Raw genomic sequence first — 23,258 nt, forward strand, 5'->3', positions numbered from 1 at the left:
CGACGAGAGTACGCTGAACCTCATTCTGCACCGGAGCGCACGATGGCAACCGAATGGCTCGATCTGCACACCCCACCGTCCCTGCCCGGCTTGCTCCTGCGCGCCGCGCTGCGTCGCGGCATCACCGGCAAAGTGCTGCCGCACCAAGGGCTGCGCTGCTCGGTCACTGTCGACACCAACCATCTGGCTCGCTACCGCAAGCTGTGCGGTTTCACGGACGACGCCCGGCTGCCGGCCACTTATCCCCATGTGCTGGCCTTCGCCCTGCAGATGAAGCTGCTGACCGAGCCCGACTTTCCTTTCCCGCTTCTCGGCCTGGTGCACCTGGAAAACCGTATCCGGGTGATTCGCCAGCTCGCCGGGCTCGGCCCCTTCACCCTGAGCGTGGAGGCCAGCAACCTGGTACCCCACGACAAGGGCGCGGTATTCAGCGTCATCACCCGTCTCGAAGACCAGCTCGGCCCGCTCTGGGAAGGTGACAGCCGCCTACTCTGCCGGGGCATGAAGCTGGACGGCCCGACGATTGGCCGCAGCGAACCCGACCGACCGCCGATGGACGATCTGGCCCAATGGCAAGCGCCAGCGAATATCGGCCGACGCTATGCGCGAATCTCCGGCGACTACAACCCTATCCACCTTTGCGCGCTGAGCGCCAAACCCTTTGGCTTTCCCCGTGCCATTGCCCATGGTCTGTGGAACAAGGCGCGCGCGCTGGCGGCGTTGCAGGCGCACCTGCCCGCGTCGGGCTACAGCGTCGAAGTGCGTTTTCAGAAACCGGTGCTGCTACCGGCCCATATTCGCATGCGCGCCAGCATGCCGGCGGCCCAGGGCCAGTTCGAGCTGCTCGGCAAAGAGGATGTGCCGCATATGGCCGGCCACTGGCAGGTCATATAACCCGCATGAAACAATGTGCGGCTACCGCCTACGGGAAACCGCATGAACATCGCCGAACTCACCGCTCGTCTGCACGCCATTCGTGATCGCAACGACTGGCGCCAATTCCACAGCCCGAAGAACCTGGCCATGGCCGCCAGCGTGGAGATGGCCGAGCTGGTGGAGATTTTCCAGTGGCTCAGCGAGGATCAGTCGCGCACGCTGCCGGCCGACAAGCTCGAACACGCCGGACAGGAAGTCGGTGACGTGGTGCTTTACCTGCTCCTGCTGTGCAGCGAGCTGGGCCTGGACATGGAACAGGTGGTGCGCGCCAAGCTGGCCGACAGCGAACGGCGCTTCAATTGATGAACGACCGTCACTTCGATGAACTGGCGACCCGCTTCGCCGAGAAGATCTACGGCGGTGCCAAGGGTGCGATCCGCCTCGCCGTGTTGCAAGCCGATCTCACCGAAGCGCTGCCCGAACGCCCGCTGCGCGTGCTCGATGTCGGCGCCGGGCTTGGCCATATGGCCCTGTGGCTGGCCGAACGTGGCCACCAGGTAACCCTGGCCGAACCGGCCGAACCCATGCTGGCCGGCGCCCGCGAGCGCTTCGCCGCAGCTGGTGTTGCGGCAACCTTCATCCACGCGCCGTGGCAGGAACTGCCGGAGCGTTTCGACGCACCATTCGATCTGGTCATCTGCCATGCCGTGCTCGAATGGCTGGCCGAGCCGGCCGCCATCCTCCCTGCCCTGCACGGTCTGACGGCGCCGGATGGCTGGCTGTCGCTGGCGTTCTACAATAAGGACGCGCTGATCTACCGCAACCTGCTCAAAGGCCACCTGCGCAAGTTGCGCAAGGAAGAATTCGCAGGCGAAAAGCACAGCCTGACACCCCAGCGCCCCCTCGATCCGCGCGAACTGGCAGCGCAACTTGCCGCCCACTGGCAGGTCGAACGGGAAAGCGGCGTACGGGTGTTCCATGATTACATGCCACGGGAATTCCAGGCCAAGGCGCAGCTCGCCGACCTGCTGGAAATGGAATTGGCACACCGCCGTCACCCGGCCTTCGCCGGGCTCGGGCGCTACCTGCACTGGATCTGTCGGCCACGCTGAACGCCTGCTCTGACAGGAGAACCGTCATGAAACGCATCACGCTGTTGCTGCTCGCTACCGCCCTGGCTGCCTGCCAGAGCCAGAACCCGTACACCACGGACTCGGTGCCGCTACCACCGGCGCCGCCAGGGGCGGCCAACCACTTCGATCGCAGCGCCTACCCCGCAGCACCACGCGACTATGCGGCCTATCGCAGCTGGGCCTGGCAGCAACAGCCGGCCGGTAGCGCCTGGGCCAGCGCGGATCTGGTGCAGGACGCTCTCAACAATGCCCTCGACCAGCGAGGCCTGCGCCCAGCTCAGGGCAATGCTGCGGCCGACCTCAAGGTTCGCACCGACACCCGCCTGGAGCGCCGCGTGCGCCAGGTCGCCGACAGTTACGATCCCTACTACGGAGGTGGCTATGGCAGCTACGGCAACCGCGGCTATTACGGCAATGGTGTCGGCGTGGGCGCTCGCGTTCCGCTGACCCGCTCCTATGAGGAAGAGGTCGTGGTGGTGCGTATCGACTTCTTCGATGGCCGCAGCGGTGAACAGGTGTGGAGTGGCCAGGCGGAAATGCGCAGCAGCGGCAGTCAGGCCGAACGCGCCGAGGCCCTGCGCAAAGCGGTAAGCGACGCACTCGGCGAATACCCGCCTGCGTGACCCCACAACTCGATGGATTCAGGAGAACTCTTATGCGCCGCCTGCCTTTGTTACTGATTCCCGCCCTGTTGCTGCTCGGCGCCTGCCAGAGCCAGCAGATCAACCGCGACTTCGATGCCAGCCGCGACTTCGCCGGCTATCGCAGTTGGAGCTGGCAGGAGCCCGCGGTGCAATACAGACCCGATGACCCGCGCATCCGCAGCGACCTCACCGAACAGCGCCTGCGTGGCGCGGTGAGCGGGCAGCTCGACCAACGTGGCCTACGCCCGGCGGCAACCGGCACCTCGGGCGATCTGCACGTGCAGGTGTGGTTGATCGTCGAGCAGCGCCAACAGCAGGTCAGCACCGGCTTCGGGGGCGGCTTCGGCGGCTACTGGGGGAATTACTGGGGCGGCCCGGCTTACAACGACATCCGCACCGTCGACTACAAGGTCGCGACCGTGCAGGTCGACTTGTTCGATGGCAAGGACGGCAAGCTGGTCTGGCGCGGCAGTGACGAAAGAATCATGCGCAATAAAGGGGGCGCCCCCACCCAGCGCGAGGCAGAAATCCGTGAAACCGTAGCACGAGTGCTTAGCCAGTATCCGCCGCGTTAGGGCGGACGACCTTGCGGCGATTGATGAGCACAACGCCGTTTCACAGGATGACCACAATCGCTTCGGCCCGAAAGCGGGGCTCCACCGGTGCGCAATTCAGCGCGGTTATGTAAGAACCTGTTCACGATTTTTCGACGAGCCCCCACGTGCAATGGCAGCAAAGTGGCGGGAGCTGCGTAGGGTGGACAACGCTCTTTTGTCCACCATTGCGATCACAGAGCGGTGGACGGATAAAGCGCCGTCCACCCTACGAGTATCCGCTTCTGCCTTATTGCCGTCGATCCATAGGGATACGGTTCCTATTTGCCAAGTACACAAAGATCGTGAACAGGTTCTAAGAGTCGGGAGGGCGCCTAGCCCTTTCCGACGATTATCGGCTATGGCGCCGTTGCGCGGGATGACGCGGTCGTTCAGCCGCGGCCGAAGCGATAGAACAGGTTGGGTTCGCTGACGATGTAGAGGTTGCCTTCATCGTCGAAGGTCATGCCTTCGCCCTGGGGCACCGATTTGCCGAGGCCGGCGAAGTCGCTGTCCAGGGTACGGAAACCGATCAGCTTGCCGCTGTCGCCATCCAGTTCCATGATCCGCTTCGACTCGTCGCTGAGCAGCGCAAGATGGCCGGTTCGCTCGTCGAAATGAACCGACGACAGATCCGAGGCGAATACCGAATCACGAATCCAGTCGTCATGATCGATGATTTCCAGGCCGAAATTGCCGTTCACACTGCTTTTGAAGCCGCGGATTTCGTAGAGTTTCATCGGCGAGTGCTCCTTGACCACGAACAGCCGATCCCGCGCCCGATCGTAACCCACACCTTCGAAGCCCTGGTTGCCATCGAGCTGGATGCCCAGGGTCAGGGCGCGGTAGTCCTCACGAAACAACGCTCCGGAACCCTCTGGCACCGGCACTACCACCAATGCGTGATCGCGCTCCTCAGCGAGCAGCAGCAGGCCGTCTCCCAGGTAGGTCACGCCCTCGACATCGCTGAAGCCGCTCAGCGGATAACGCGCCAGCACTTCGCCGTCCTTGCTCATGGCCAGCAGTTCTTCGGGGTTGTTGAGCACCGCCCAAAGCTGGTCGCGCTGCTCGTCGTAGCTCAGGCCCGAGAGGTTGTCGCTGACGCCGCTGACCACCTTGGCGTCCAGCTGCACCTTGTAGTCGCGGTTCAACAGGCTGTCCGGTGCCCATTCCGAGATCGCGGGCGTGGTCAGCCAGTAATAAAGGCGGTCGTCCAGGTGCAGGGCGCGCATCTGGTAACCGGCAACGAGCAGGCTCAGCAACAGCAGCCACGCCCACGGGCGCAGGACGGGCAGATGGGAAAGGGCCCGCTTGGCGGCAGTTATCATGGCGATTCTCGTGTTCACAAAGGCGGGCAGTGTACCCGGGGGAATGTTGCAATCCGTCGGCACGACATAGCGCCTTTGAGAACGTGCCTCCGGGCAAAGTTCCTCAACGCCGGGCATTCAGCCGCAATGGCCCCGCGCAGTGATGATGCCGTCTTACGGTTTACCCGCCCTGCGAGAGCGTGCAGACTGCCCGCGCCGGAAACACACTCACGGAGAGGATTCCAACATACCGTTGTCTTAGGGTCTGTCGACCTTGGACTGTAACGCCTCAGCCTCCCGCCGCATCCGCCCTTGAGCTTGCTCATGATCGGCCTGGAACCGAAGGAGAACATCTTGGCACCCCGCGAAACCATCACCTCATTGAGCGGCGCAATCGCCAACTGCGCCAAAGAACCCATCCATATTCCCGGCAGCATCCAGCCTCAGGGATTCTTGATGGTGTTCGACGAGCAGGCGCTCACGGTGCTGCAGGTGAGTGAGAACGTCGCCGAGTGGCTGGGGCTCGACCCTGACCGCCTGCTGGGCCAGCACCTGGGGGAGATTCTCGAAGACAGCGCCTTGCTGAGCGAACGTCTGGCACAGCTTTCCCACGATGAGACCACGCCGTTCCACATCGGCGATGTGCGTTTCCGCGAAGGCGACCGCCGCCAACTGATCGCCATGATGGTGCACCGCCACGATGGCGTGCTGATCGCCGAATTCGAACCGACCAGCAACGTGGTCGCCGCCTACAACAACCTCTATCCGGTGGTGCGCACCTTTATCGGCCACCTGCAGGATGCCGACGACATCGATGAGCTGTGTCGCCTGTCGGTGGACGAAGTCAAACGCATCACCGGCTTCGGCCGGGTCAAGATCTACAGCTTCGATGCCGAGGGCAACGGCCTGGTGCTCGCCGAACGCCTTGACCCGGATTATCCCAGCTACCTGGGCCTGAGCTTTCCCGCCGCGGACATCCCGCCCCAGGCACGTGCCCTGTACGTCGCCAATCGCATCCGCGTGATCGAGGACGCCAACTACCAACCCTCGCCCCTGCGACCGACGCTCAACCCGCTGACCGGCAAACCGCTGGATCTCAGCTACGCAGCACTGCGCAGCGTGTCGCCGGTGCACCTGCAGTACATGCGCAACATGCAGACCATCGCCTCGATGTCGATCTCCATCGTGGTCAAAGGGCAACTCTGGGGGTTGATTTCCTGCCACCATGCGCAAGCGCGTTCGGTGGGTTTCCAGACTCGCACCGCCTGCGAACTGCTCGGCCACATGCTGTCGCTGCAAATCGAAGCGAAGATCGCCCAGGCCCGCACTCAGCGGCTGCTGCAGTTGCGCCAACACATCGTGCAGATGCTCTCGGCCATGGCCGACCGCGACAGCGTCAGCGAAGGCTTGCTATCGCTGCCGGAGACCTTTCTGAGTTTCACCCAGGCCAGTGGTGCGGCGATCATTTCCGCATCCCGCTGCGACCTCCTAGGGCAGACACCGCCGCGTGACCAGGTCAACGCTCTGGTGCAATGGCTAGGCGCACGAAGCGGCGAAGTCCTGTTCCAGACGGACAACGTCAGCCTCGATATCCCGGAACTGCCAGAGCTCGCCAAGCATGTCGGCGGTGTGCTGTCCGTGGCCATTTCCGAGTTGCACTCCCACTATCTGATCTGGTTCAAACCGGAGCAGACGCGCATCGTCCACTGGGCCGGCAAGCCGGAGAAATCCATCAACGCCAGCGGCGGGCTCAACCCGCGCAACAGTTTCGAGCGCTGGCAGGAAGATATCCGCGGCTTCTCCACGCCCTGGCACGCGCAGGAGCCGGAAAGCGCCCTGGAGTTGCGCAACGCGGTGCTCGGCATCGTGCTGCGCAAGGCCGAGGAACTGGCCCAGCTGGCCAGCGATCTGAAGAAATCCAACAAGGAACTGGAAGCGTTCTCCTACAGCGTGTCCCACGACCTGCGCGCGCCACTGCGGCATATCGCCGGCTACGCCGAGCTGCTCGGTGATTTCGAAGGCGCCAATCTGTCAGAGCGCGGCGTGCGCTTTCTCGAGCATATCGGCGAGTCGGCACGCTTCGCCGGCACCCTGGTGGACAACCTGCTGAGCTTCTCGCAGATGGGCCGCTCGGCATTGCGTTTCTCCGACGTCAACCTGCAGGCCCTGGTCGACTCGATTCGCGAAGAAATGCAGCCGGACTACCAAGGGCGCAACCTGGAGTGGCACGTGCAGCCGCTGCCAACGGTGATCGCCGATACCGTGTTTCTCCACCTGGCGCTGCGCAACCTGCTGGCCAACGCCATCAAGTACAGCCGTGGGCGCGACCCGGCGGTCATCGTCATCGGCGCCCAGGAAACCGCTGACGAGGTCGTGGTATTCGTTCGCGACAACGGCGTCGGCTTCAACATGGAGTACATCGACAAACTGTTCGGCGTCTTCCAGCGCCTGCATCGCATGGAAGAATTCGAAGGCACCGGCATAGGCCTGGCCAGCGTACGGCGTATAATCGAGCGCCACGATGGCCGGGTCTGGGCAGAGGGCAAAGTCGATCAAGGAGCCACCTTTTATTTTGCGTTACCCAAACGCCACCACCCCGTTCTTTCATGACGAGACGAGGACTCGAATGCTCAAACCGATTTTGTTGGTCGAAGACAATCCCCACGATCTGGAACTGACGCTGATCGCTCTGGAGCGTAGTCAACTGGCCAATGACGTGATCGTCATGCGTGATGGTGCAGAGGCGCTGGATTACCTGTTTCGTCGGGGCAGCCATGCCAATCGCCTGCCTGGCAACCCGGCGATCATGATGCTCGACCTCAAGCTACCCAAGGTGGACGGCCTGGAAGTGCTGAAGATCGTCCGCGAGTCACCCGAATTGCGCAGCATCCCTACCGTAATGCTCACGTCTTCGCGTGAAGGCCCCGATTTGCAGCGGGCCTACGAATTGAACGTGAACGCTTACGTGGTCAAGCCGGTCGAATTCAAGTCTTTTGTCTCGGCCATTTCCGATCTTGGGGTGTTCTGGGCGGTGCTCAACGAGCCGCCACCTGGTTCGTTGCGCCTGCACCGACGCAGCTCAGAGACCGAGTCGGAATCCGACAGCGACTGACGACCAACACGGTTTCGCTTGAAGCGCGGGCCTACTCCAGACAGTAACCGACGACCCTTTCCATGCCGCTCGAGCCACTCAAACTACTGTTCATCGAAGACAGCCCACGTGATGCGGAACTGGCCCTGCTCGCGCTGGAACGCCATGGACTGTTGGTCGACAGTACCTTGGTCTATGACCACCAGGCAGCCGAACTCGCACTGCAGAAAGACCGTTTCGATCTGATTCTCTCCGACTACCTGCTGCCAGGCTCTTCCGGCGCCCAGGCACTGGAAGTGGCACGTCGCCTGGCACCGCAAACCCCCTTCATCTTCCTGTCCGGCATGTTCGGTGAAGAACATGCGGTGGAGATGATGCGCCTGGGCGCCGTCGATTACGTGCTCAAGCAGAATCTGCCATTCCTGCCCAAGGCCATCGACCGTGCCATGGCCGAGGTCAACGAGCGCCATGAACGGCGTCGTGTCGAGGACACACTGCAGGCGGTCGAGGCACGCGCCCGCCTGGCTATCGGCGCCGCACGCATGGGCATGTGGGATTACGTGCCGGCAACCGGCACCATGATCTGGGACGAACGCTGCAGGGCGCTCTACGAACTGGAGCCCGGTGCAGACGTCAACATGGAAATGTTCTACGGACGCTGTCATCCGGACGACCTCCCGCACCTGCGCCAACGCATCAACGAAGCCCTGGCGTCGGACACCGGCAACGAATTCCAGGCGGAATTCCGTCTGCCGTTGAGCAATGGCAGCGAACGCTGGATTTCCGCCCGCGGCCAGGCCTTCTTCGAAAAAGGCCAGTGTTCGCGGTTTCTCGGCGTGCTGCACGACATCACCGAGCAGAAGCAGGCCAACGAAGCCTTGCTGCGCCTCAACGATATGCTGGGTGAGCGCGTCGAGAAGCGTACTCGCGAGCGTGACCGCAACTGGGAACTGTCCCGCGATTTGCTCGCCGTTCTGCGTTTCGACATGCGCCCCAGCGCGCTCAACCCGGCCTGGGAACAGACCCTCGGCTGGTCACGCCAGCAACTGACCCAGGGGCCGCTCTGGGAACTGGTGCATGCCGACGACCTGACCGACACCCTGGCGCAGATCGAACGGGTCACCTCGGCGAACGTTTCGGTGCGCTTCGTCAACCGCATGCGCCACGCCGACGGCGACTACCACTGGCTGTCGTGGATTCTGGTGCGCGACGACGACCTGCTCTACGCCGCGGTGCGCGACATCACCCACGAGCGTGCCGTGGTCGAAGAACTGGCGGCCACCAACCAGCAACTACGCGAGCAGATCAACGAGCGCGAGCGGGTCGAGGCGACCTTGCAGCAGATGCAACGTCTGGAAGCGGTCGGCCAACTCACCGCGGGCGTGGCCCACGATTTCAACAACCTGCTGACGGTGGTGCTGACCAGTACCAGCTTCCTGATCCGCGACCTGGAAAAGGGTAACCTGGACAAGGCGCGCAGCCGCCTGCAGAACATCACCGACGCCGGCGAGCGCGGCGCCAAGCTCACCGGCCAGTTGCTGGCCTTCTCGCGGCGTCAGCGCCTGGTACCGGAAGCGGTCAACCTCGGCGAAACCGTCCACGGCATGCTCGAGTTGCTGAAGAGCACCCTGGGCGGCAGCGTGCTGATCGAAACCGCCACAGAATCCGATCTGTGGCACGCGCGGGTCGACCCGACGCAGATCGAACTGATCATCCTCAACCTGGCGATCAACGCCCGCGATGCCATGGCGGTGGGCGGTACGCTACGCCTGGGCACCAGCAACGAGGTGATCAGCAAGGTGCCACAGCGCCCGGAAGACCCGGAGCCCGGCGATTACGTGGTGCTGTCGGTGCAGGATTCCGGCAGCGGCATGAGCGAAGCGGTACTGGCCAAGGCCTTCGAGCCCTTCTTCACCACCAAGGAGATCGGCAAGGGTTCGGGTCTCGGCCTGGCTCAGGTGTTCGGTTTCGCCAAGCAGTCCGGTGGCGGTGCGCGCATCCTGACGGAAATGGGCGTCGGCACCACGGTCAAGGTGTACCTGCCGGGGCTGCGCAGCGTCGTCCAGGCGAGCGACGAAATATCCAACCAGCCGCTACCCGTTGCCGAGCATGGCGCGCAGCGCACCATACTGTTGGTCGATGATGACCCGCGGGTACGCGAAGTCACCGCGCAGACGCTGGACGCCCTGGGTTACCAGGTACGTGAAGCCAACAGCGGCGCCGAAGCGCTGAGCAAGCTCGACGACGAAATCGACCTGCTGCTGGCCGACTTCGCGATGCCCGGCATGAACGGCGCCGAACTGGCCCAGGTCGCTCGCCAGCGCTACCCGGAGTTGCCCGTGGTATTCGTTACCGGCTATGCCGAACTGGGCGGCCTGGACGCCGACGAAGTCTTTATCGTGCAGAAGCCCTATCGCAGCGAAGAGCTGGCGGAAAAGCTGCAGTACGCCTTCGCCGGTAGCAAAGCCACCTGAATCCAGGCACCGTGGCCGGCTCCATCGGTCACGGCGGATCAGCAACCCATGCAAGCGCCTAGCCGTTACGGTTACCTCTGCCGATAATTGCCCACGACCTAGATCATTCCGGCGCAGTGTTCGGCACCTGGATATGGATCATCCCAACGACAGTGGCCTTTGCCTGACCCGCAGTGATGTCCAGCGGTTACGCCGACGGCGCGCCATACGCAAACACGGGGAACTCCATTCCCTCCTGACAGCCCAATAGGGTCTGTTGACGTTTCAGCGCAAGCCGCGTTGCCGCGAGACAGACCCTAGGCCTGCATCCCGATTTTATTTTGCCTCTTCTGTTTTCCAGGACTGTTTCCATGCGCGTAGAAGGTTTTTTCGAATCCCTCGGTGAGGCGTTCGGCTCGTTCATCCGCTTTATCGTCGATGCCCTGAGCGGCGTGATCGGCATGCTGGGCGGTGCCGTGGCGGGCTTTATCGACGGCATGGCCGGCGCTCTGGGCGTGACACCTTCGCTACTCAGCATTGCCGTGCTGCTGATCGGTCTGATCCTGCTCTACAGCGCAGTGCGCTCGTTCATGCGCGGTTCGGTGATCGGCGGGTTGATCTGGCTGTTTCTCGGCCTGTGGCTGCTTAGTGGCCTGATTCACTAAGGCGCGCTGCGCCCTTTACCTGGAATCCGTCGGCATCCAGGCACAACCCACAGCTTCTTGCATCCAAATGTTACAGCGGACGTGCTAGTCTGGCCGGCCGTTGTTAGCCGCCTAAGTATTCCAATGTCCGTTCATGGTCAGTTGCTGCTGCGTCACCACACGCCTTTCATTCGTTTCTGGCTGGCGCGCGTGTTCACCGCCAGCGGCTTCCAGATGCTTACCGTGGCCATCGGCTGGCAGATGTACAGCCTCACCGGCAATGTGCTCGACCTGGGGCTGGTCGGCCTGGTGGAGTTCCTGCCGAAAATTCTCTTCATCCTGCTGACCGGGCATGTCGCCGACCGCTTCGATCGCCGCAAGGTGGCCGCTCTGTGCCAGTGTGGCCAGGCCGTGGTCGCCATTACGTTGCTGATCGGCACCAGCACGGGCAGCCTGACCCGCGAAATGATCTTCGTCATCGCCTTCATGATGGGCACGGCGCGGGCCTTCGAAATGCCCACTACCCAGGCGCTGTTGCCGAACATCGTGCCGCCCGGCCTGTTCCCTGCAGCGGTGGCGGCGTCCAGTTCGGCAATGCAGACCGCCACCATCGTCTCCCCTGCCCTTGGCGGTGTGCTGTTCGCCATCGCGCCGGGCTGGGTCTACGGCCCGGCCGTGGGGCTGTATCTGATCGCGCTGAGCCTGATGCTCAGCCTGCCGTCGCAGCAGAAACCGCTGAAGCAGAAGATTTCGGTGGAGTCGCTGCTGGCCGGTTTCCGCTTTATCCGTAGCCGCCCGGAAGTGCTCGGCGCGATCTCCATGGACATGTTCGCCGTCCTGCTCGGTGGCGCCACCGCGCTACTACCGGTGTTCGCCAAGGATATCCTGCTCACCGGCCCCTGGGGCCTCGGCCTGCTGCGCTCGGCGCCAGCGGTGGGCGCGCTGCTGATGTCGATCTGGCTGGCACGTCACCCCATCGAACGCCGGGTCGGCCCGGTGATTCTCGGTTCGGTGGCGATCTTCGGAGTGGCGACCATCGGTTTCGGCCTGTCCACCTCGCTGTGGTTCAGCCTGGCGACCCTGGTGCTGCTCGGCGCGGCGGACATGGTCAGCATGGTGATCCGCGGTGCCTTCGTGCAGTTGCAGACGCCGGACGACATGCGTGGCCGGGTTGGTGCCGTGAACGGCCTGTTCATCGGCGCCTCCAACCAGCTCGGTGATTTCCGCGCCGGGGTCAGCGCCGCCTGGTTCGGCACCGTGCCGGCCGTGTTGATTGGCGGCTTCGGCGCCATCGCCATCAGCGCCCTGTGGATCAAGCTGTTCCCGGCGCTTTCCACCCGCGACCATATGCACACGCCACTGGTGGAAAGAGAGAAAGCGTAGGGTCGATTCGCGGTAACGGATTGCTGCGGATATCCCGCACGACGGGCGTCGTAGCGCGCCATGCCGCGCACTAGAAATGCGCGCTCCCGGTAGCGCCGGAGAAAAATTGAAAGCGCTCTATCCGGTCATATATTCACCGAGCCTGAACGAGCGGCTATGATGCCGCGCTTGCGCGATCTGGCACATGATGTGCTTTGCTTGCCCCCTGCCATTCAACGCGCGTCGCTGCCATCGGGAGCCCCGGCATGCTGGAAAGACTGTTCCAACTCAGAGCACACAACACCACGGTTCGCACGGAGATTCTCGCCGGGGTCACCACCTTCCTGACCATGGCCTACATCCTCTTCGTCAACCCGAGCATTCTCGGCGAGACGGGCATGGACAAGGGTGCGGTGTTCGTCGCCACTTGCCTCGCGGCGGCCTTCGGTTCGGCCGTCATGGGCCTGATCGCCAACTACCCGATCGCCCTGGCGCCCGGTATGGGCCTCAATGCCTTTTTCACCTACACCGTGGTGATGGGCATGGGCCACACCTGGCAGGTCGCACTGGGTGCGGTGTTCCTGTCGGCGTGCCTGTTCTTCCTGCTGTCGATCTTCAAGATCCGCGAGTGGATCATCAACAGCATCCCCCTGGAACTGCGCTCGGCGATTGCCGCCGGCATCGGCCTGTTCCTGGCGCTGATCGCCCTGCAGAACGCCGGCATCGTCGCCGCCAACCCGGCGACCATGGTCGGCCTCGGTGACCTGGGCTCGCCTGCGGCGCTGCTGGCGATCCTTGGTTTCTTCCTGATCATCGGCCTGGAAGCGCTGCGCGTGACCGGCGCGGTACTGATCAGCATTCTGCTGGTCACGCTGTTGAGCATTCTGCTCGGTGTCAGCGAGTTCGGTGGCCTGGTGTCGATGCCGCCGTCCCTGGCGCCGACCTTCATGCAGCTGGATATCGCCGGTGCGTTGGACGTCGGCCTGATCAGCGTGATCTTCGCCTTCCTGTTCGTCGACCTGTTCGACAACTCCGGCACCCTGATCGCCGTAGCCAAGAAAGCCGGGCTGATGCGCAAGGACGGTCACCTGCCGAAGATGGGTCGCGCACTGATCGCCGACAGCACCGCGGCCTTGGGCGGCTCGCTGCTGGGCACCTCGACCACCACCAGCTACATCGAGTCGGCGGCTGGCGTCAGTGCCGGCGGCCGCACCGGCCTGACCGCCATCGTGGTTGCCGTACTGTTCCTGCTCGCCCTGTTCTTCGCCCCGCTGGCCGGCAGCGTGCCAGCCTTCGCCACCGCACCGGCATTGCTATTCGTCGCCGTGCTGATGGCCTCGGGGATGGCCGAGATCGAATGGAGCGACATCACCGTGGCCGCGCCCGTGGTGGTCACCGCCCTGGCCATGCCGCTGACCTATTCCATCGCCACCGGCATCGCCTTCGGTTTCATCACCTGGGTCGTCGCCAAGAGCCTGGCCGGCCGCTGGCGCGAGCTCAACGGCATGCTGGTGGCGCTGGCTGTCTTCTGCGTGATCAAGCTGGCGCTGTTCTGAACAGAAGGCTGCTGCGCGTCGGCCCTGCTGCGTTAAAAACAGACTCTAGCTCGCGAGCCTTCACCAGCAGGAATTGATCGTTCCCACGCTCTGCGTGGGAACACCTCCCCGGATGCTCCGCGTCCCGTGGCACCGATGATCGACGGTGACGGCACTCTGGCAACGGAATCGCTACAATGGCGCCCCGTTTTCCTGCCGCACGAGTGACCGATGAGCCGTCCCGCATTCGACCCCGCCGCCTACGACGCCCAACTCGCCGAGAAGAAGGCCCGCCTGGTGGAGCTGCTGGCGCCCTTTGCCGCACCAGAGCCCGAGGTGTTCGAGTCGCCACGCGAGTACTACCGCCTGCGTACCGAGTTCCGCCTGTGGCGCGAAGCCGGCAGCGAGAATCGTCACTATGCGATGTTCGAGGCCGGCGACAAGCACAGCCCGATCTTCTTCGAAGACTTCCCCATCGCCAGCCTGCGCATCAATGAGCTGATGCCGCGCCTCAAGGCCGCCTGGCAGGCCAGCCAGACGCTGGGTTTCAAGCTGTTCCAGGTGGAATTCCTCACCACCCTGACCGGCGATGCGCTGATCACCCTTTGCTACCACCGCCCTCTGGACGACGCCTGGGAAGCCGCCGCCCAGGTGCTCGCCGATGAACTGGAAGTGAGCATCGTCGGCCGCTCGCGGGGCAAGCGCATCGTGGTCGGACGTCCCTACGTGGAAGAGCGCCTCGAAGTGGCTGGCCACACCTTCCGCTACCGCCAGCCTGAAGGCGCCTTCACCCAGCCCAATGGCGAGGTGTGCCAGAAGATGCTCGGCTGGGCCCACGACGCACTCGGCCAGCGCGACGACGACCTGCTGGAGCTGTACTGCGGCAACGGCAACTTCACCCTGCCGCTGGCCACCCGCGTGCGCAAGGTGCTGGCCACCGAGATCAGCAAGACCTCGGTCAACGCCGCCCTGGCCAACCTGGCCGACAACGGTATCGACAACGTCACCCTGGTGCGCCTGTCCGCCGAGGAACTGACCGAGGCGCTCAACGAGGTACGCCCGTTCCGCCGCCTGGCCGAGATCGATCTGAAGAGCTACGACTTCGGCAGCGTGTTCGTCGACCCGCCCCGCGCCGGCATGGATACCGACACCTGTGAGCTGACCCGCCGCTTCGAGCGCATCCTGTACATCTCCTGCAATCCGGAAACCCTGGCGCAGAACATCGCCCAGTTGCACGACACCCACCGCATCGAGCGCTGCGCCCTGTTCGACCAGTTCCCCTATACCCACCATATGGAGTCGGGTGTGTTGCTGGTTCGGCGCAATTAAGGCGTAAGCGGCCGCTCACCTCGTAGGGTGGATGACGCTCTTTTCATCCACCATTGCGATCGCAGAGTGGTGGACGGATGAAGCGTCGTCCACCCTACGAATGGCCGTTTGCGCCTTTAAGACCGTAGAACGTAACCTGGATTAGCCGCAGGCGTAATCCGGGGCCGAAGGCCGTGATCCATGGTTCAACGCGAGTCACCGACCGGCCGCTTCCGCCTTGAAACAGCCATAACCCCCTATCAGCTCACCTGCTCCAGCCACTTGTCGACGTCCTTGCGACTGATCTTGCCGTCGGCCTTGGTGTTGTTGGGGTGGAAGCGGATGGTGTCGAGGAACTCGAAGAATTCCTTGTTATCCATCAGGAACTGCACGGCTTCGATGTCTTCCTTGGAGTTGTCGAAGCGGTCGTCGCCCTTGAGCAGCTTGTTGAAATCCTTGTCGCTGACGATATCGTCGCTGCCCTGCCACTGTTCCCAGTTGTCGACGATGCGGTCGATCTTGTCCTTGTTCTCGCGATAAAACTCGGCGTCGAACTTGCTGTTGTAGGTGACCAGATCCTTCATGTTGTCGCTGAACCAGTCATCGTCGATACGCCCGTCCTTCTCGACCTTCTCGGTGAACTCCTTGAAGTGCTCGGGCTGGGCTTCCCAGACCGGGATATCCTCGGGGTACCAGGCGTCGAAGCGATCCTCGTACTTGCCTTCGTAATACTTGTACTCGTAGCTCATGTGGATCAGGTAGTTGAGCTTGTCGCCCCATTCCTTTTCCAGTACGCCATCCTTTTCCAGCTGCTGGAAATGTTCACGGACTTTCTTGACCGTTTCCTCGCTCTTCTTCAGCGCAATCACTCCGCCGATGATCGCGCCGATAAAGCCCAGCACCGCGCCTACGGCACCGGCAGCCGCGCCAACGATACCGGCGGTGACCGCCGAGCCGACACCGATCGCCGAAGCCAGCCCTGCGCCACCCATGACCAACCCGGAAACCCCGGAAACAATCTGCAGGCTCTTGGCGGCGAACTCCTCGGGTGTGCCGCCCTCCTTGCGCAGTTTGTCGATGCCCATACCGCCAAGCACCAGGTCGAGCACCCCGCCAGCCACATCGGCCATGCCGCCGATGGTCGACAACGCACCACCGACCCAGCGCAGTCGATCGGCCTTGGGCACCTTGGCAAGCTCCGGGTTGGCTTCGGCGACCTTGTCGATATTCTTCAGCACCTGCTCGCGGCTTTCCTCCGGCAGCTCCTGGATCAGATCCTCCACCGACGGCCGCGAACCCCGCGTGGTACTGTCGAAGTCGGCCCAGAAATTATCTGCGGTGAAATTCTTGCCGAGATCGATCTCCGGCAGCTCCTTGAGCTCAATGGAGGGTGGCGTGCCAGCGCTTTCCTTGGGTGGGAAATGCTTGTCCCAGACGGTTTCCTTGAGGCTCTTGCCCAGACCTAGGGAGTCGGCAACGCCCGGCTTGCGGAATATTTCCTCGTACGCCCCGGTGACCATGGTCGCCATCGGCGAGATGACGCTGATGGTGGTGACGAAATTCTTTGCCGCTTCGATGCGCTCCGGTGCCGTCTCGCCGAAATTCAGCCCGCCATCGGCCAGCTTGTAGATCCCGGAAATCATCGAGATCAGGCCGACGGTGGAACTGAGCACGCCGGTCTTGGCCAGCTTGCCGATCATTCCGGCGACACCCTCGCGCTTGTCCAGCGGCACCTTGTCCAGGGCCTTGTCGATATCCTTCTTGGTGATCGCCCCGGACTGCCCGGAAGGATCGTTGATCATCTCCGTGGCCTTGCCCTTGAGCAACTGCGTCAGTGGCTCGCGAGAATCCTGGGCAGCCGTGACGACCTTCTGCTCCTCGGCGCTCAGCTCGGGCTTGGCCTGCCCCTTTTCCTTGCCGCCACCGAAGTAGTAATTGAAGATATCGGCGCCGCGCTTGGCCCCGGCAACGTTGGTCAACAGCGTCGTCAGCACGGTGGTGACGGCATCGCTGGTGGCCTTGTCGACGGCTTCTTCGCCCACCCCCTCGACACCATCCTTGTACAACTCGTTGAGCTGCTCGATGGGAATGCCGAACTTGAATTCGGTGTCGACCTGCGCGGCCAACTCCGGGTCGAGCAGGCTCAGCGACTGCATATCGGAGGAATAGCGTGCCGCAGCACCCTCGGGGTTGTCCTTCTCCAGCGCTTCCAGAGCCTTCTTGTACTCGGGGTCACGTAGTGTTTCGGCCAGCTTGTCCTTGAAGCCTTCCTTGTCCTCCACCTTGTCGATCGCTTCCTTGAGCAGGCGATCGTTGTCGGCGGCGATATCCGGATCGGTCATCAGTTTGAGCAGTTCCTCACCCAGCGCACCCTCGTCGACCAGGCCGCGCATGTCGGCCGGGCTCATCTCCTTGGGATCCTTGCCATAGCTGGTGGTGGTGCTGTTGAAAATGCCGTTCTGGGTGATGTAGGGCAGGAACTGGAAGCCGCCATTGAGCATGGCCCGCGCCTCGAGCAGGCGCAGGTACTTGGCCTCCTTCGAGTCGTCGGGCTTGTCCTTGTATTCCTCCTTGAGCTTCTCGTAATACAGCTCGCCCACCGACTTCGGCTTGCCATCCTTCTTTTCGGAGGTCTCGGCCTGCATCAGGTCGGTGTCTTTCGCCGGTGGCAGGTCACGATCCTCGAAGGCCTTGTCCACGGCGCCCTGCTGCTTTTCCACCTGAGTGCCTTCGAGGTTGGCGAAATGCTCGGGGGTGACGCTCTCGATGACGATGAACTTGCCGCGGCGCGGCGTCTCCACCGCCTTGACGCCCGGCGCCAGGGTTTCCACCTTGGTGTCGTCGGTGACCACGGGAATATCGTCGCGGGCGTTCATCACCTTGTAATCGCCGTCTTCGAGCTTCTTCTCGATCTTGTCCCGCGTTTCAGCAAGCTCCTTGACCTTTTCGTAGGCCTCCGGCGACAGCTCCTTGGAAACGGCATAACCCTTGCCGTCCGCCGTGGTGAACAGCGCCGTGCCGTTCTCGACGTAGATGCCATCGTGGTCGACGGTCAGTTGGAAACCGTTGGATGGGTAATACACCGCAGCGCTCTGGTCGAGATAGCCTTCTTCGATGAAGCGCAGATCACCCAGTTCGGGTATCTGATCCGCCGAGGTGACCACGGTGAAGCCGCCGGCCTCGCGCTGGCCGAGCCAGAGCTTCTGCTCGTCGGACAGATCCTTCTCCGTCCAGGCCGGTGGCCCGCTTACGTCACCGCCATCCATCTTCTCCTTGGCCACCTGGTGCAGGCGTGGATTGACGCCGGCATGTACCAGTACCTGATCGCCGTTCTTCATGGTCACCAGCAGCAGGTCATCCCACAGCATCAGGCGATGGCCGCTGGAGGACAGCCATTCGCTCTCGACATTGGTGATGTCTTCTTCCTTCCACTGGTGATTGCTCTCGGCCAGCGGCGGCTTGCCGTCCAGATAGGGGCCGCGGTGCTCCTTGTAGGCGGCGATGCCTTCCTTGTCGAGCTGCCCACCCTTGCTCTGAGCCTCGCGCAGCTTGTCGTCGAAATCGCTATTGCCGGTCTGCCCGGTTACGCGTTCTGGTGTTGTCGTATCGATGGTGCTCATCGGCGTCTGCGCTCCGGCTCGATAAGTGGACAAGGTCGCAAAACCGGATGGCGATCCTTGTGCGAAAGAGAGTGGCTATGGCACTTGGTTGAACGGCGCAGGCATGCGCGTGCCGACTCGCTGATTGACGAAAACGAGAACGGTGCACGCAAAAAGGCGTCACCTGCGATTTCCTCATTCAAGCAATCGTCACATTGATGTAACAACCTGATCGCCACGGATTTCGCAGCTTTTCACAGCGCCTCATGCCCCTTAACAGGAAACGTGGACGGCGCTGAACGAACCTTCAGGAGTACCGCGACATGCATCCTTATCCAGGTTCCGCCGACCTTGCATCGCACGGATTTCCGAACGGGCTTCCAGGCTCCATCCGATTTACCGAACGCCCGCTCGTTGCTGAACTGTACCCGCCATTGACAATCAATCAGTTAGCGACCATCCAGTCACGACTCATCGCGGCACGCTAATTGCGAGGTATACCCCTGCCTCTGATCGACACCGCTTTGTAGCGATGCGGTGATATACAAAAACAAACAACGTTTTGGGGGATTCTTTCTTGCCTATTCAAACTGCCGTACTGGCACGCTTCGTCAGCACCCGCTTCGTCGGGCCGCCACACGAGCCGAACCCGAGCATGACTTGGCGCGCTTACGCGCAGCCTGTGCAAGTGCGTACAACAACCATAACCCTCGAGGGACTATAGGCATGTATTCGACCACTCTCGGCGCCACCACGCCGACCGATACGCCTTATGACCATGCACCATTCAGCAGCGAAGGCGCCTTGCGTTTCGGCGCTTTCACCCTCTATCCGCGCCAGCATTTGCTGTTGAAGAATGGTGAGCCGATAAGCCTGGGCAGCCGCGCACTGGACTTGCTCATTGCCATGGCCTCGCGCTCTGGCGAGTTGCTTGAAAAATCCGAACTGATCGCCTGCGCATGGCCCAAGGTCATCGTCGAAGAATGCAACCTGCGAGCGCAGATCGTCGCGCTGCGTCGGGTGCTCGGCGAAGACGAAAACGGCTTCGAATACATCGTCACCGTTCCTGGCCGTGGTTATCGCTTCGTGGCGCGCACAGAGCTTTACGAAGCCTGCAACGAGCCATCCGTGGAGCGCTTGCAGTCGCTGCCCAGCCTGATCACCCGGCCGCTGGGCCGCGATGCGGTGATCCAGCGCCTGAGCGAGCAACTGCAGCAGACTCGCCTGATCTCTCTGGTCGGCCCTGGCGGCATCGGCAAGAGTACCGTCGCCCTGGCGCTGGGCAACCAACTGGCCAGTGAGATGCCCCACGGCACCTGCTTTGTCGACCTCAGTGAAACCGAGGACGACAACCGCATCCCCCATGCCCTGGCCGAGGCGCTCGGCCTGCGACCTGGCAGCGACCCATTGCGTGACGTCGTGCAGCACCTGCAGCAACGTCGTCAGTTGCTGATCCTGGATAACTGCGAACAGGCGCTGGATGGCACCGCCCTGGTGGTGGAAACCCTGCTCAAGTGGACGCCCGACTGCACCATCCTCACCACCAGCCGCGAACCGCTGCGCACCGCAGGCGAGCAGGTCGAACGCCTGCTGCCATTACAGTTGCCGGCGGCCAGTGAACAGCCGAGCAGCGAGCAGGCTCTGGCCTACCCGGCCATCGAACTGTTCGTCGAACGGGTGCAGGCCAGCGATACGGCCTTCAGCCTCGACGACGGCAACGTGGCGGACGTGATCAGCATCTGCCGCAAGCTTGACGGCATCCCCCTGGATATCGAAATCGCCGCGACCCGCGTCAGCGCCTTCGGCCTGGCACCGTTGGCCGAACTGCTGGATGGCGATTTCCGCCTGCAGATGGAAGGCCGTCGTACCGCACCATCGCGGCACCGCTCGTTACGGGCGACGCTGGACTGGTCGTACCAGACATTGCCGCCCGCCGAGCAGGCGATGCTGCGCCTGGTGGCGATCTTCAATGGCACCTTCACCCTCAATGCCGTGCGCGCCATCGTCGAGGGCGACGAGCAACTGGCCGGCGACCCGTTGCCACTGATCGAAAGCCTGGTGGATAAATCGCTGCTGATCGCTCACCGCGACGACACGCTGAAGTACTACCAGATGCCCAAGACCGAGCGCCTCTATGCCCTGGAAAAACTCGAGCAGACAGGCACGACCCAACGCATCGTCGCCCGGCATGCGGCCTATGCCCTGGCGGTGGTGAAAAAGGCAGCGAGCCAGCTCGATGCCGTGGTGCCCGAGGCCTGGAAGAACCTCTACGGCGCGGAAAGCGACACCATCCGCTCGGCGCTGACCTGGGCCTGCTCCACCGAAGGCAACCAGTCGCTGGGCCTGGAGCTGACCCTGGCGGCACTCGGCCTTGGCCCTTACCGGGATCGCTCATCGCGCCCGCGGGTGGAACAACCAACGCAACCGGAAACACTGCGCTACCAGGTACGCTGAGCGGAAAAAGATCGGGACATCGTGGCCGGAAGGCGGCCGCCACGACAGACCTGACAGTACCGCAGCCTCCCGGCGTACCTATCAAATCCCTGGCTAATCCTCGTAACCAGCTCGGGCGGCTCAGCGCCGCGAATTCTGGTGAAAATCCCCTCCCCAGCGGCCGAACCACCCATCGTTTGTCATAACCTACGGCAAGACACACTCCCTTCTATACGTCCTGCAACTGACGCAATCACGGTTCCAGTTAGTAGGGTGGAAGACGCTTTACCCTTCCACCGCTCTTCAATCGCAATGGTGGACAAAAAGAGCGTTGTCCACCCTACGGCCGCTTGCGACTTTTTCAGCCATCGCTGGCAACGCTGATTGCGAGGTCACACCCTGGCCTTCAGATCAATCGCGCCGCAACCAGAGCATCGGCCACCGGCTGGAAGGTATTGGCCGGGATCGGCTCGCCCTTCACCGCACGTTTGGCGATCTCGGCAGCCAGTTTGGCATCGGCGCTACGCGGCACTCCCAGGCTCACCGACTGGGCCAGCAAGGCTTTCGCCTCCTGCGCCGGGGCGATGCACACCAGCACCGGCACCGGGGTTTCACCACGCACATAGCGCACGCCGACCAGCCAGCCCTCCTCGCTGCCGATCATCAGCGTGGCATGGGCGATACCGACCTTGCGGCTGCTCAGGGTCTGCATCTCGCGGCGTTGGCGCTGGCGTTCGCGCTTGATCAGCGGGTCACCGTCCATGTCCTTGCGCTCGCGCTTCTGCTCGCTGCGGGTCATGCGCATCTCGCGTTGGAACAGCCAGCGCTGCAGCAGCACGTCGACGATGCCGATCACCAGGTAAGTGACGATGACCGTGGCCACCAGCGGTTTGAGCAACAGGAAGAACACCGACTCGATGCACCCCGCCCCACAGCGCGACGACTCCATCAGCGCCTGCAGGGCGATGCGCCCGACCACGTAGAAGGCGATCGACAGCATCAGCACCTTGAACAGGCTCTTGAGAAACTCGATGACGTTGCGCATGGAAAAGATGCGCTTGGCCCCTTCGATCGGGTTGATGCGTGCGATATCCGGCTTGATCGGCTCGCCGGAGAACAGCACGCCGCGCATGGTCACGATATTGGTGAGCACCACGCACACCACGGTTACCCCGAGGATCGGCAAGGCGGTGCGCAACAGCACCTGCTGGGCACTCTCCAGCAAGCGCGGCCAGACCGTGGCGAAGGGTTCGACATAGATGGTCGCCGCCAGATCGAGCAAGCCGCGCACCCGCGACTCGGCGATACCGGCGAGAAAGGCGATGCACACCGTGCAGCCGAGCAGCACCACCGCCGAGACCATGTCCTGGCTCTTCGAGACCTGGCCCTTCTGGCGGGCCTCACGCAGTTTCTTGTCGGAGGCCGGCTGAGATTTTTCCTCGCTGCCGCTATTGCCCGCCACTAGGGTTCACCAAAGCCGGAGAGGGTCTTGAGTACCTCGACGGTGCCGCGGAACTCGGCCAGTTGCTCGAGCATCAGCGGGATCAGGAAGCCGCAATAGAGCACCATCAGGAAGGTGAAGATCAGGTTCTTCACCGACAGCGAGAGGTCGAAGATATTCATCTGCGGCGCCATGCGCGACAGGTAGGCGAGCATCATGTCGGCCACCAGCAGGGCGATGATCAGCGGTGCCACCATCAGCACGCCGATGCGCATCACCTGGTCGAGAATCGCCAGCACCGCCTCCAGCGCCGAGCTGGCGATCACCGGGGTGAACGCGGTGACGGGCCATAGCTGGTAGCTGTGATAGAAACCGTCGACCATCAGAATGAAACCGCCGGACATGAAGAACAGGGTGATCAGGGTGACGCTGAGCAGGGTCGCGGTAACCCCGGACTCGCCGGCACCGGATGGATCCACCAGTTGCGCCATGGTCGAGCCGCGCTGCAGATCGACCAGTTCGCCAGCTACCTCGGCGGCCCAGAACGGAATACCGAACAGCAGGCCCACGGTCACCCCGATGAGGAACTCCTTGACCATCAGACCGGCGAGAAAGAAGCTGCCGTAATCCTCCAGTGCGGTCAGCGCGGAAAAGGCCGGCAGGAACATCGGCGCCGAGATCGCCACGGCCACGCAACTGCGGATCATCCCGGTCAGCCCCAGGCGGTTGAACGCCGGGGTGATGAACACCAGGCCCAGCGCCCGACATACCGCCAGGGCCGCCGCCGAGATCACCGGGTAGGCGATCTCGGCGATACCCAGGCCGATGTCGGCATCCAT

17 protein-coding genes are annotated in these 23,258 nt (G+C 62.8%); 13 read left to right on the forward strand and 4 right to left on the reverse strand.

The features are described from left to right. Nucleotides 1-42: 42 nt before the first annotated feature. Genes DNK10_RS04055 through DNK10_RS04075 form a run of 5 tightly spaced genes read left to right on the forward strand, consistent with a single transcriptional unit; the run spans nucleotide 43 to nucleotide 3,228 of the window. Entirely contained in the window at nucleotides 43-894 is an 852-nt protein-coding gene (locus DNK10_RS04055; protein WP_131179688.1) for a MaoC family dehydratase, read from the forward strand. Between the two features lie 42 nt (nucleotides 895-936). Continuing rightward, nucleotides 937-1,239, forward strand: coding sequence for a MazG-like family protein (locus tag DNK10_RS04060; RefSeq protein WP_131179689.1), 303 nt, complete (start codon nucleotides 937-939; stop codon nucleotides 1,237-1,239). Beyond that, nucleotides 1,239-1,988, forward strand: coding sequence for a methyltransferase domain-containing protein (locus DNK10_RS04065; protein ID WP_131190657.1), 750 nt, complete (start codon nucleotides 1,239-1,241; stop codon nucleotides 1,986-1,988). Before DNK10_RS04060 ends, DNK10_RS04065 begins: the two co-directional genes overlap by 1 nt. Before the next feature lie 26 nt (nucleotides 1,989-2,014). After that, on the forward strand, nucleotides 2,015-2,632 hold the full coding sequence (locus DNK10_RS04070; protein WP_131179691.1) for a DUF4136 domain-containing protein: 618 nt from the start codon (nucleotides 2,015-2,017) through the stop codon (nucleotides 2,630-2,632). 32 nt (nucleotides 2,633-2,664) lie between these two features. Beyond that, nucleotides 2,665-3,228, forward strand: a complete 564-nt coding sequence (locus tag DNK10_RS04075) for a DUF4136 domain-containing protein (RefSeq protein WP_131190658.1) — start codon at nucleotides 2,665-2,667, stop codon at nucleotides 3,226-3,228. Nucleotides 3,229-3,638: 410 nt separating this feature from the next. On the opposite strand, the gene DNK10_RS04080 is transcribed toward DNK10_RS04075, so the two are convergent. Then, nucleotides 3,639-4,574: an SdiA-regulated domain-containing protein gene (locus tag DNK10_RS04080; RefSeq protein WP_131190659.1), complete on the reverse strand. Its 936-nt coding sequence runs from the start codon at nucleotides 4,572-4,574 to the stop codon at nucleotides 3,639-3,641. Nucleotides 4,575-4,907: 333 nt separating this feature from the next. Here DNK10_RS04080 and DNK10_RS04085 point away from each other — a divergent pair, with 333 nt between their 5' ends. From DNK10_RS04085 to trmA, 7 genes are all read left to right on the forward strand, one after another. Further along, nucleotides 4,908-7,163, forward strand: a complete 2,256-nt coding sequence (locus DNK10_RS04085; protein WP_244216195.1) for an ATP-binding protein — start codon at nucleotides 4,908-4,910, stop codon at nucleotides 7,161-7,163. A 16-nt stretch (nucleotides 7,164-7,179) separates the two neighbouring features. After that, complete coding sequence (locus tag DNK10_RS04090; RefSeq protein WP_131179695.1) at nucleotides 7,180-7,665, forward strand: response regulator; 486 nt, start codon at nucleotides 7,180-7,182, stop codon at nucleotides 7,663-7,665. Nucleotides 7,666-7,727: 62 nt separating this feature from the next. After that, nucleotides 7,728-10,118, forward strand: a complete 2,391-nt coding sequence (locus DNK10_RS04095) for a hybrid sensor histidine kinase/response regulator (RefSeq protein WP_131190661.1) — start codon at nucleotides 7,728-7,730, stop codon at nucleotides 10,116-10,118. Between the two features lie 350 nt (nucleotides 10,119-10,468). After that, entirely contained in the window at nucleotides 10,469-10,762 is a 294-nt protein-coding gene (locus DNK10_RS04100; RefSeq protein ID WP_131178010.1) for a hypothetical protein, read from the forward strand. A 123-nt stretch (nucleotides 10,763-10,885) separates the two neighbouring features. Then, on the forward strand, nucleotides 10,886-12,124 hold the full coding sequence (locus tag DNK10_RS04105; protein WP_131178011.1) for an MFS transporter: 1,239 nt from the start codon (nucleotides 10,886-10,888) through the stop codon (nucleotides 12,122-12,124). Nucleotides 12,125-12,369: 245 nt separating this feature from the next. Beyond that, on the forward strand, nucleotides 12,370-13,659 hold the full coding sequence (locus DNK10_RS04110) for an NCS2 family permease (RefSeq protein ID WP_131178012.1): 1,290 nt from the start codon (nucleotides 12,370-12,372) through the stop codon (nucleotides 13,657-13,659). A 210-nt stretch (nucleotides 13,660-13,869) separates the two neighbouring features. Then, on the forward strand, nucleotides 13,870-14,967 hold the full coding sequence (gene trmA / locus DNK10_RS04115; protein ID WP_131190662.1) for a tRNA (uridine(54)-C5)-methyltransferase TrmA: 1,098 nt from the start codon (nucleotides 13,870-13,872) through the stop codon (nucleotides 14,965-14,967). 239 nt (nucleotides 14,968-15,206) lie between these two features. On the opposite strand, the gene DNK10_RS04120 is transcribed toward trmA, so the two are convergent. Beyond that, a complete protein-coding gene (locus DNK10_RS04120; protein WP_131190663.1) occupies nucleotides 15,207-18,566 on the reverse strand; it encodes a hypothetical protein in 3,360 nt (1,119 codons plus the stop codon). Nucleotides 18,567-19,271: 705 nt separating this feature from the next. On the opposite strand from DNK10_RS04120, the gene DNK10_RS04125 reads away from it, so the two are divergent. Next, nucleotides 19,272-20,999, forward strand: coding sequence for an ATP-binding protein (locus DNK10_RS04125; RefSeq protein ID WP_131190664.1), 1,728 nt, complete (start codon nucleotides 19,272-19,274; stop codon nucleotides 20,997-20,999). 385 nt (nucleotides 21,000-21,384) lie between these two features. Here DNK10_RS04125 and DNK10_RS04130 read toward each other — a convergent pair whose 3' ends face one another. After that, nucleotides 21,385-22,440, reverse strand: coding sequence for an EscU/YscU/HrcU family type III secretion system export apparatus switch protein (locus tag DNK10_RS04130; protein ID WP_131190665.1), 1,056 nt, complete (start codon nucleotides 22,438-22,440; stop codon nucleotides 21,385-21,387). Next, complete coding sequence (gene sctT, locus DNK10_RS04135; protein ID WP_131178017.1) at nucleotides 22,440-23,258, reverse strand: type III secretion system export apparatus subunit SctT; 819 nt, start codon at nucleotides 23,256-23,258, stop codon at nucleotides 22,440-22,442. Before sctT ends, DNK10_RS04130 begins: the two co-directional genes overlap by 1 nt.

Origin of the sequence: Phytopseudomonas daroniae (genome assembly GCF_004327275.1) — a bacterium.
Lineage (GTDB): Bacteria > Pseudomonadota > Gammaproteobacteria > Pseudomonadales > Pseudomonadaceae > Aquipseudomonas > Aquipseudomonas daroniae.

Excerpts from the sequence above, each read along its gene's own strand:
- DNK10_RS04055 (WP_131179688.1), top strand. The coding sequence starts at position 43 with ATGGCAACCGAATGGCTCGATCTGCACACCCCACCGTCCCTGCCCGGC.
- DNK10_RS04060 (WP_131179689.1), top strand. The coding sequence starts at position 937 with ATGAACATCGCCGAACTCACCGCTCGTCTGCACGCCATTCGTGATCGC.
- DNK10_RS04065 (WP_131190657.1), top strand. The coding sequence starts at position 1,239 with ATGAACGACCGTCACTTCGATGAACTGGCGACCCGCTTCGCCGAGAAG.
- DNK10_RS04070 (WP_131179691.1), top strand. The coding sequence starts at position 2,015 with ATGAAACGCATCACGCTGTTGCTGCTCGCTACCGCCCTGGCTGCCTGC.
- DNK10_RS04075 (WP_131190658.1), top strand. The coding sequence starts at position 2,665 with ATGCGCCGCCTGCCTTTGTTACTGATTCCCGCCCTGTTGCTGCTCGGC.
- DNK10_RS04080 (WP_131190659.1), bottom strand. The coding sequence starts at position 4,574 with ATGATAACTGCCGCCAAGCGGGCCCTTTCCCATCTGCCCGTCCTGCGC.
- DNK10_RS04090 (WP_131179695.1), top strand. The coding sequence starts at position 7,180 with ATGCTCAAACCGATTTTGTTGGTCGAAGACAATCCCCACGATCTGGAA.
- DNK10_RS04095 (WP_131190661.1), top strand. The coding sequence starts at position 7,728 with ATGCCGCTCGAGCCACTCAAACTACTGTTCATCGAAGACAGCCCACGT.
- DNK10_RS04100 (WP_131178010.1), top strand. The coding sequence starts at position 10,469 with ATGCGCGTAGAAGGTTTTTTCGAATCCCTCGGTGAGGCGTTCGGCTCG.
- DNK10_RS04105 (WP_131178011.1), top strand. The coding sequence starts at position 10,886 with ATGTCCGTTCATGGTCAGTTGCTGCTGCGTCACCACACGCCTTTCATT.
- DNK10_RS04110 (WP_131178012.1), top strand. The coding sequence starts at position 12,370 with ATGCTGGAAAGACTGTTCCAACTCAGAGCACACAACACCACGGTTCGC.
- trmA (WP_131190662.1), top strand. The coding sequence starts at position 13,870 with ATGAGCCGTCCCGCATTCGACCCCGCCGCCTACGACGCCCAACTCGCC.
- DNK10_RS04120 (WP_131190663.1), bottom strand. The coding sequence starts at position 18,566 with ATGAGCACCATCGATACGACAACACCAGAACGCGTAACCGGGCAGACC.
- DNK10_RS04125 (WP_131190664.1), top strand. The coding sequence starts at position 19,272 with ATGTATTCGACCACTCTCGGCGCCACCACGCCGACCGATACGCCTTAT.
- sctT (WP_131178017.1), bottom strand. The coding sequence starts at position 23,258 with ATGGATGCCGACATCGGCCTGGGTATCGCCGAGATCGCCTACCCGGTG.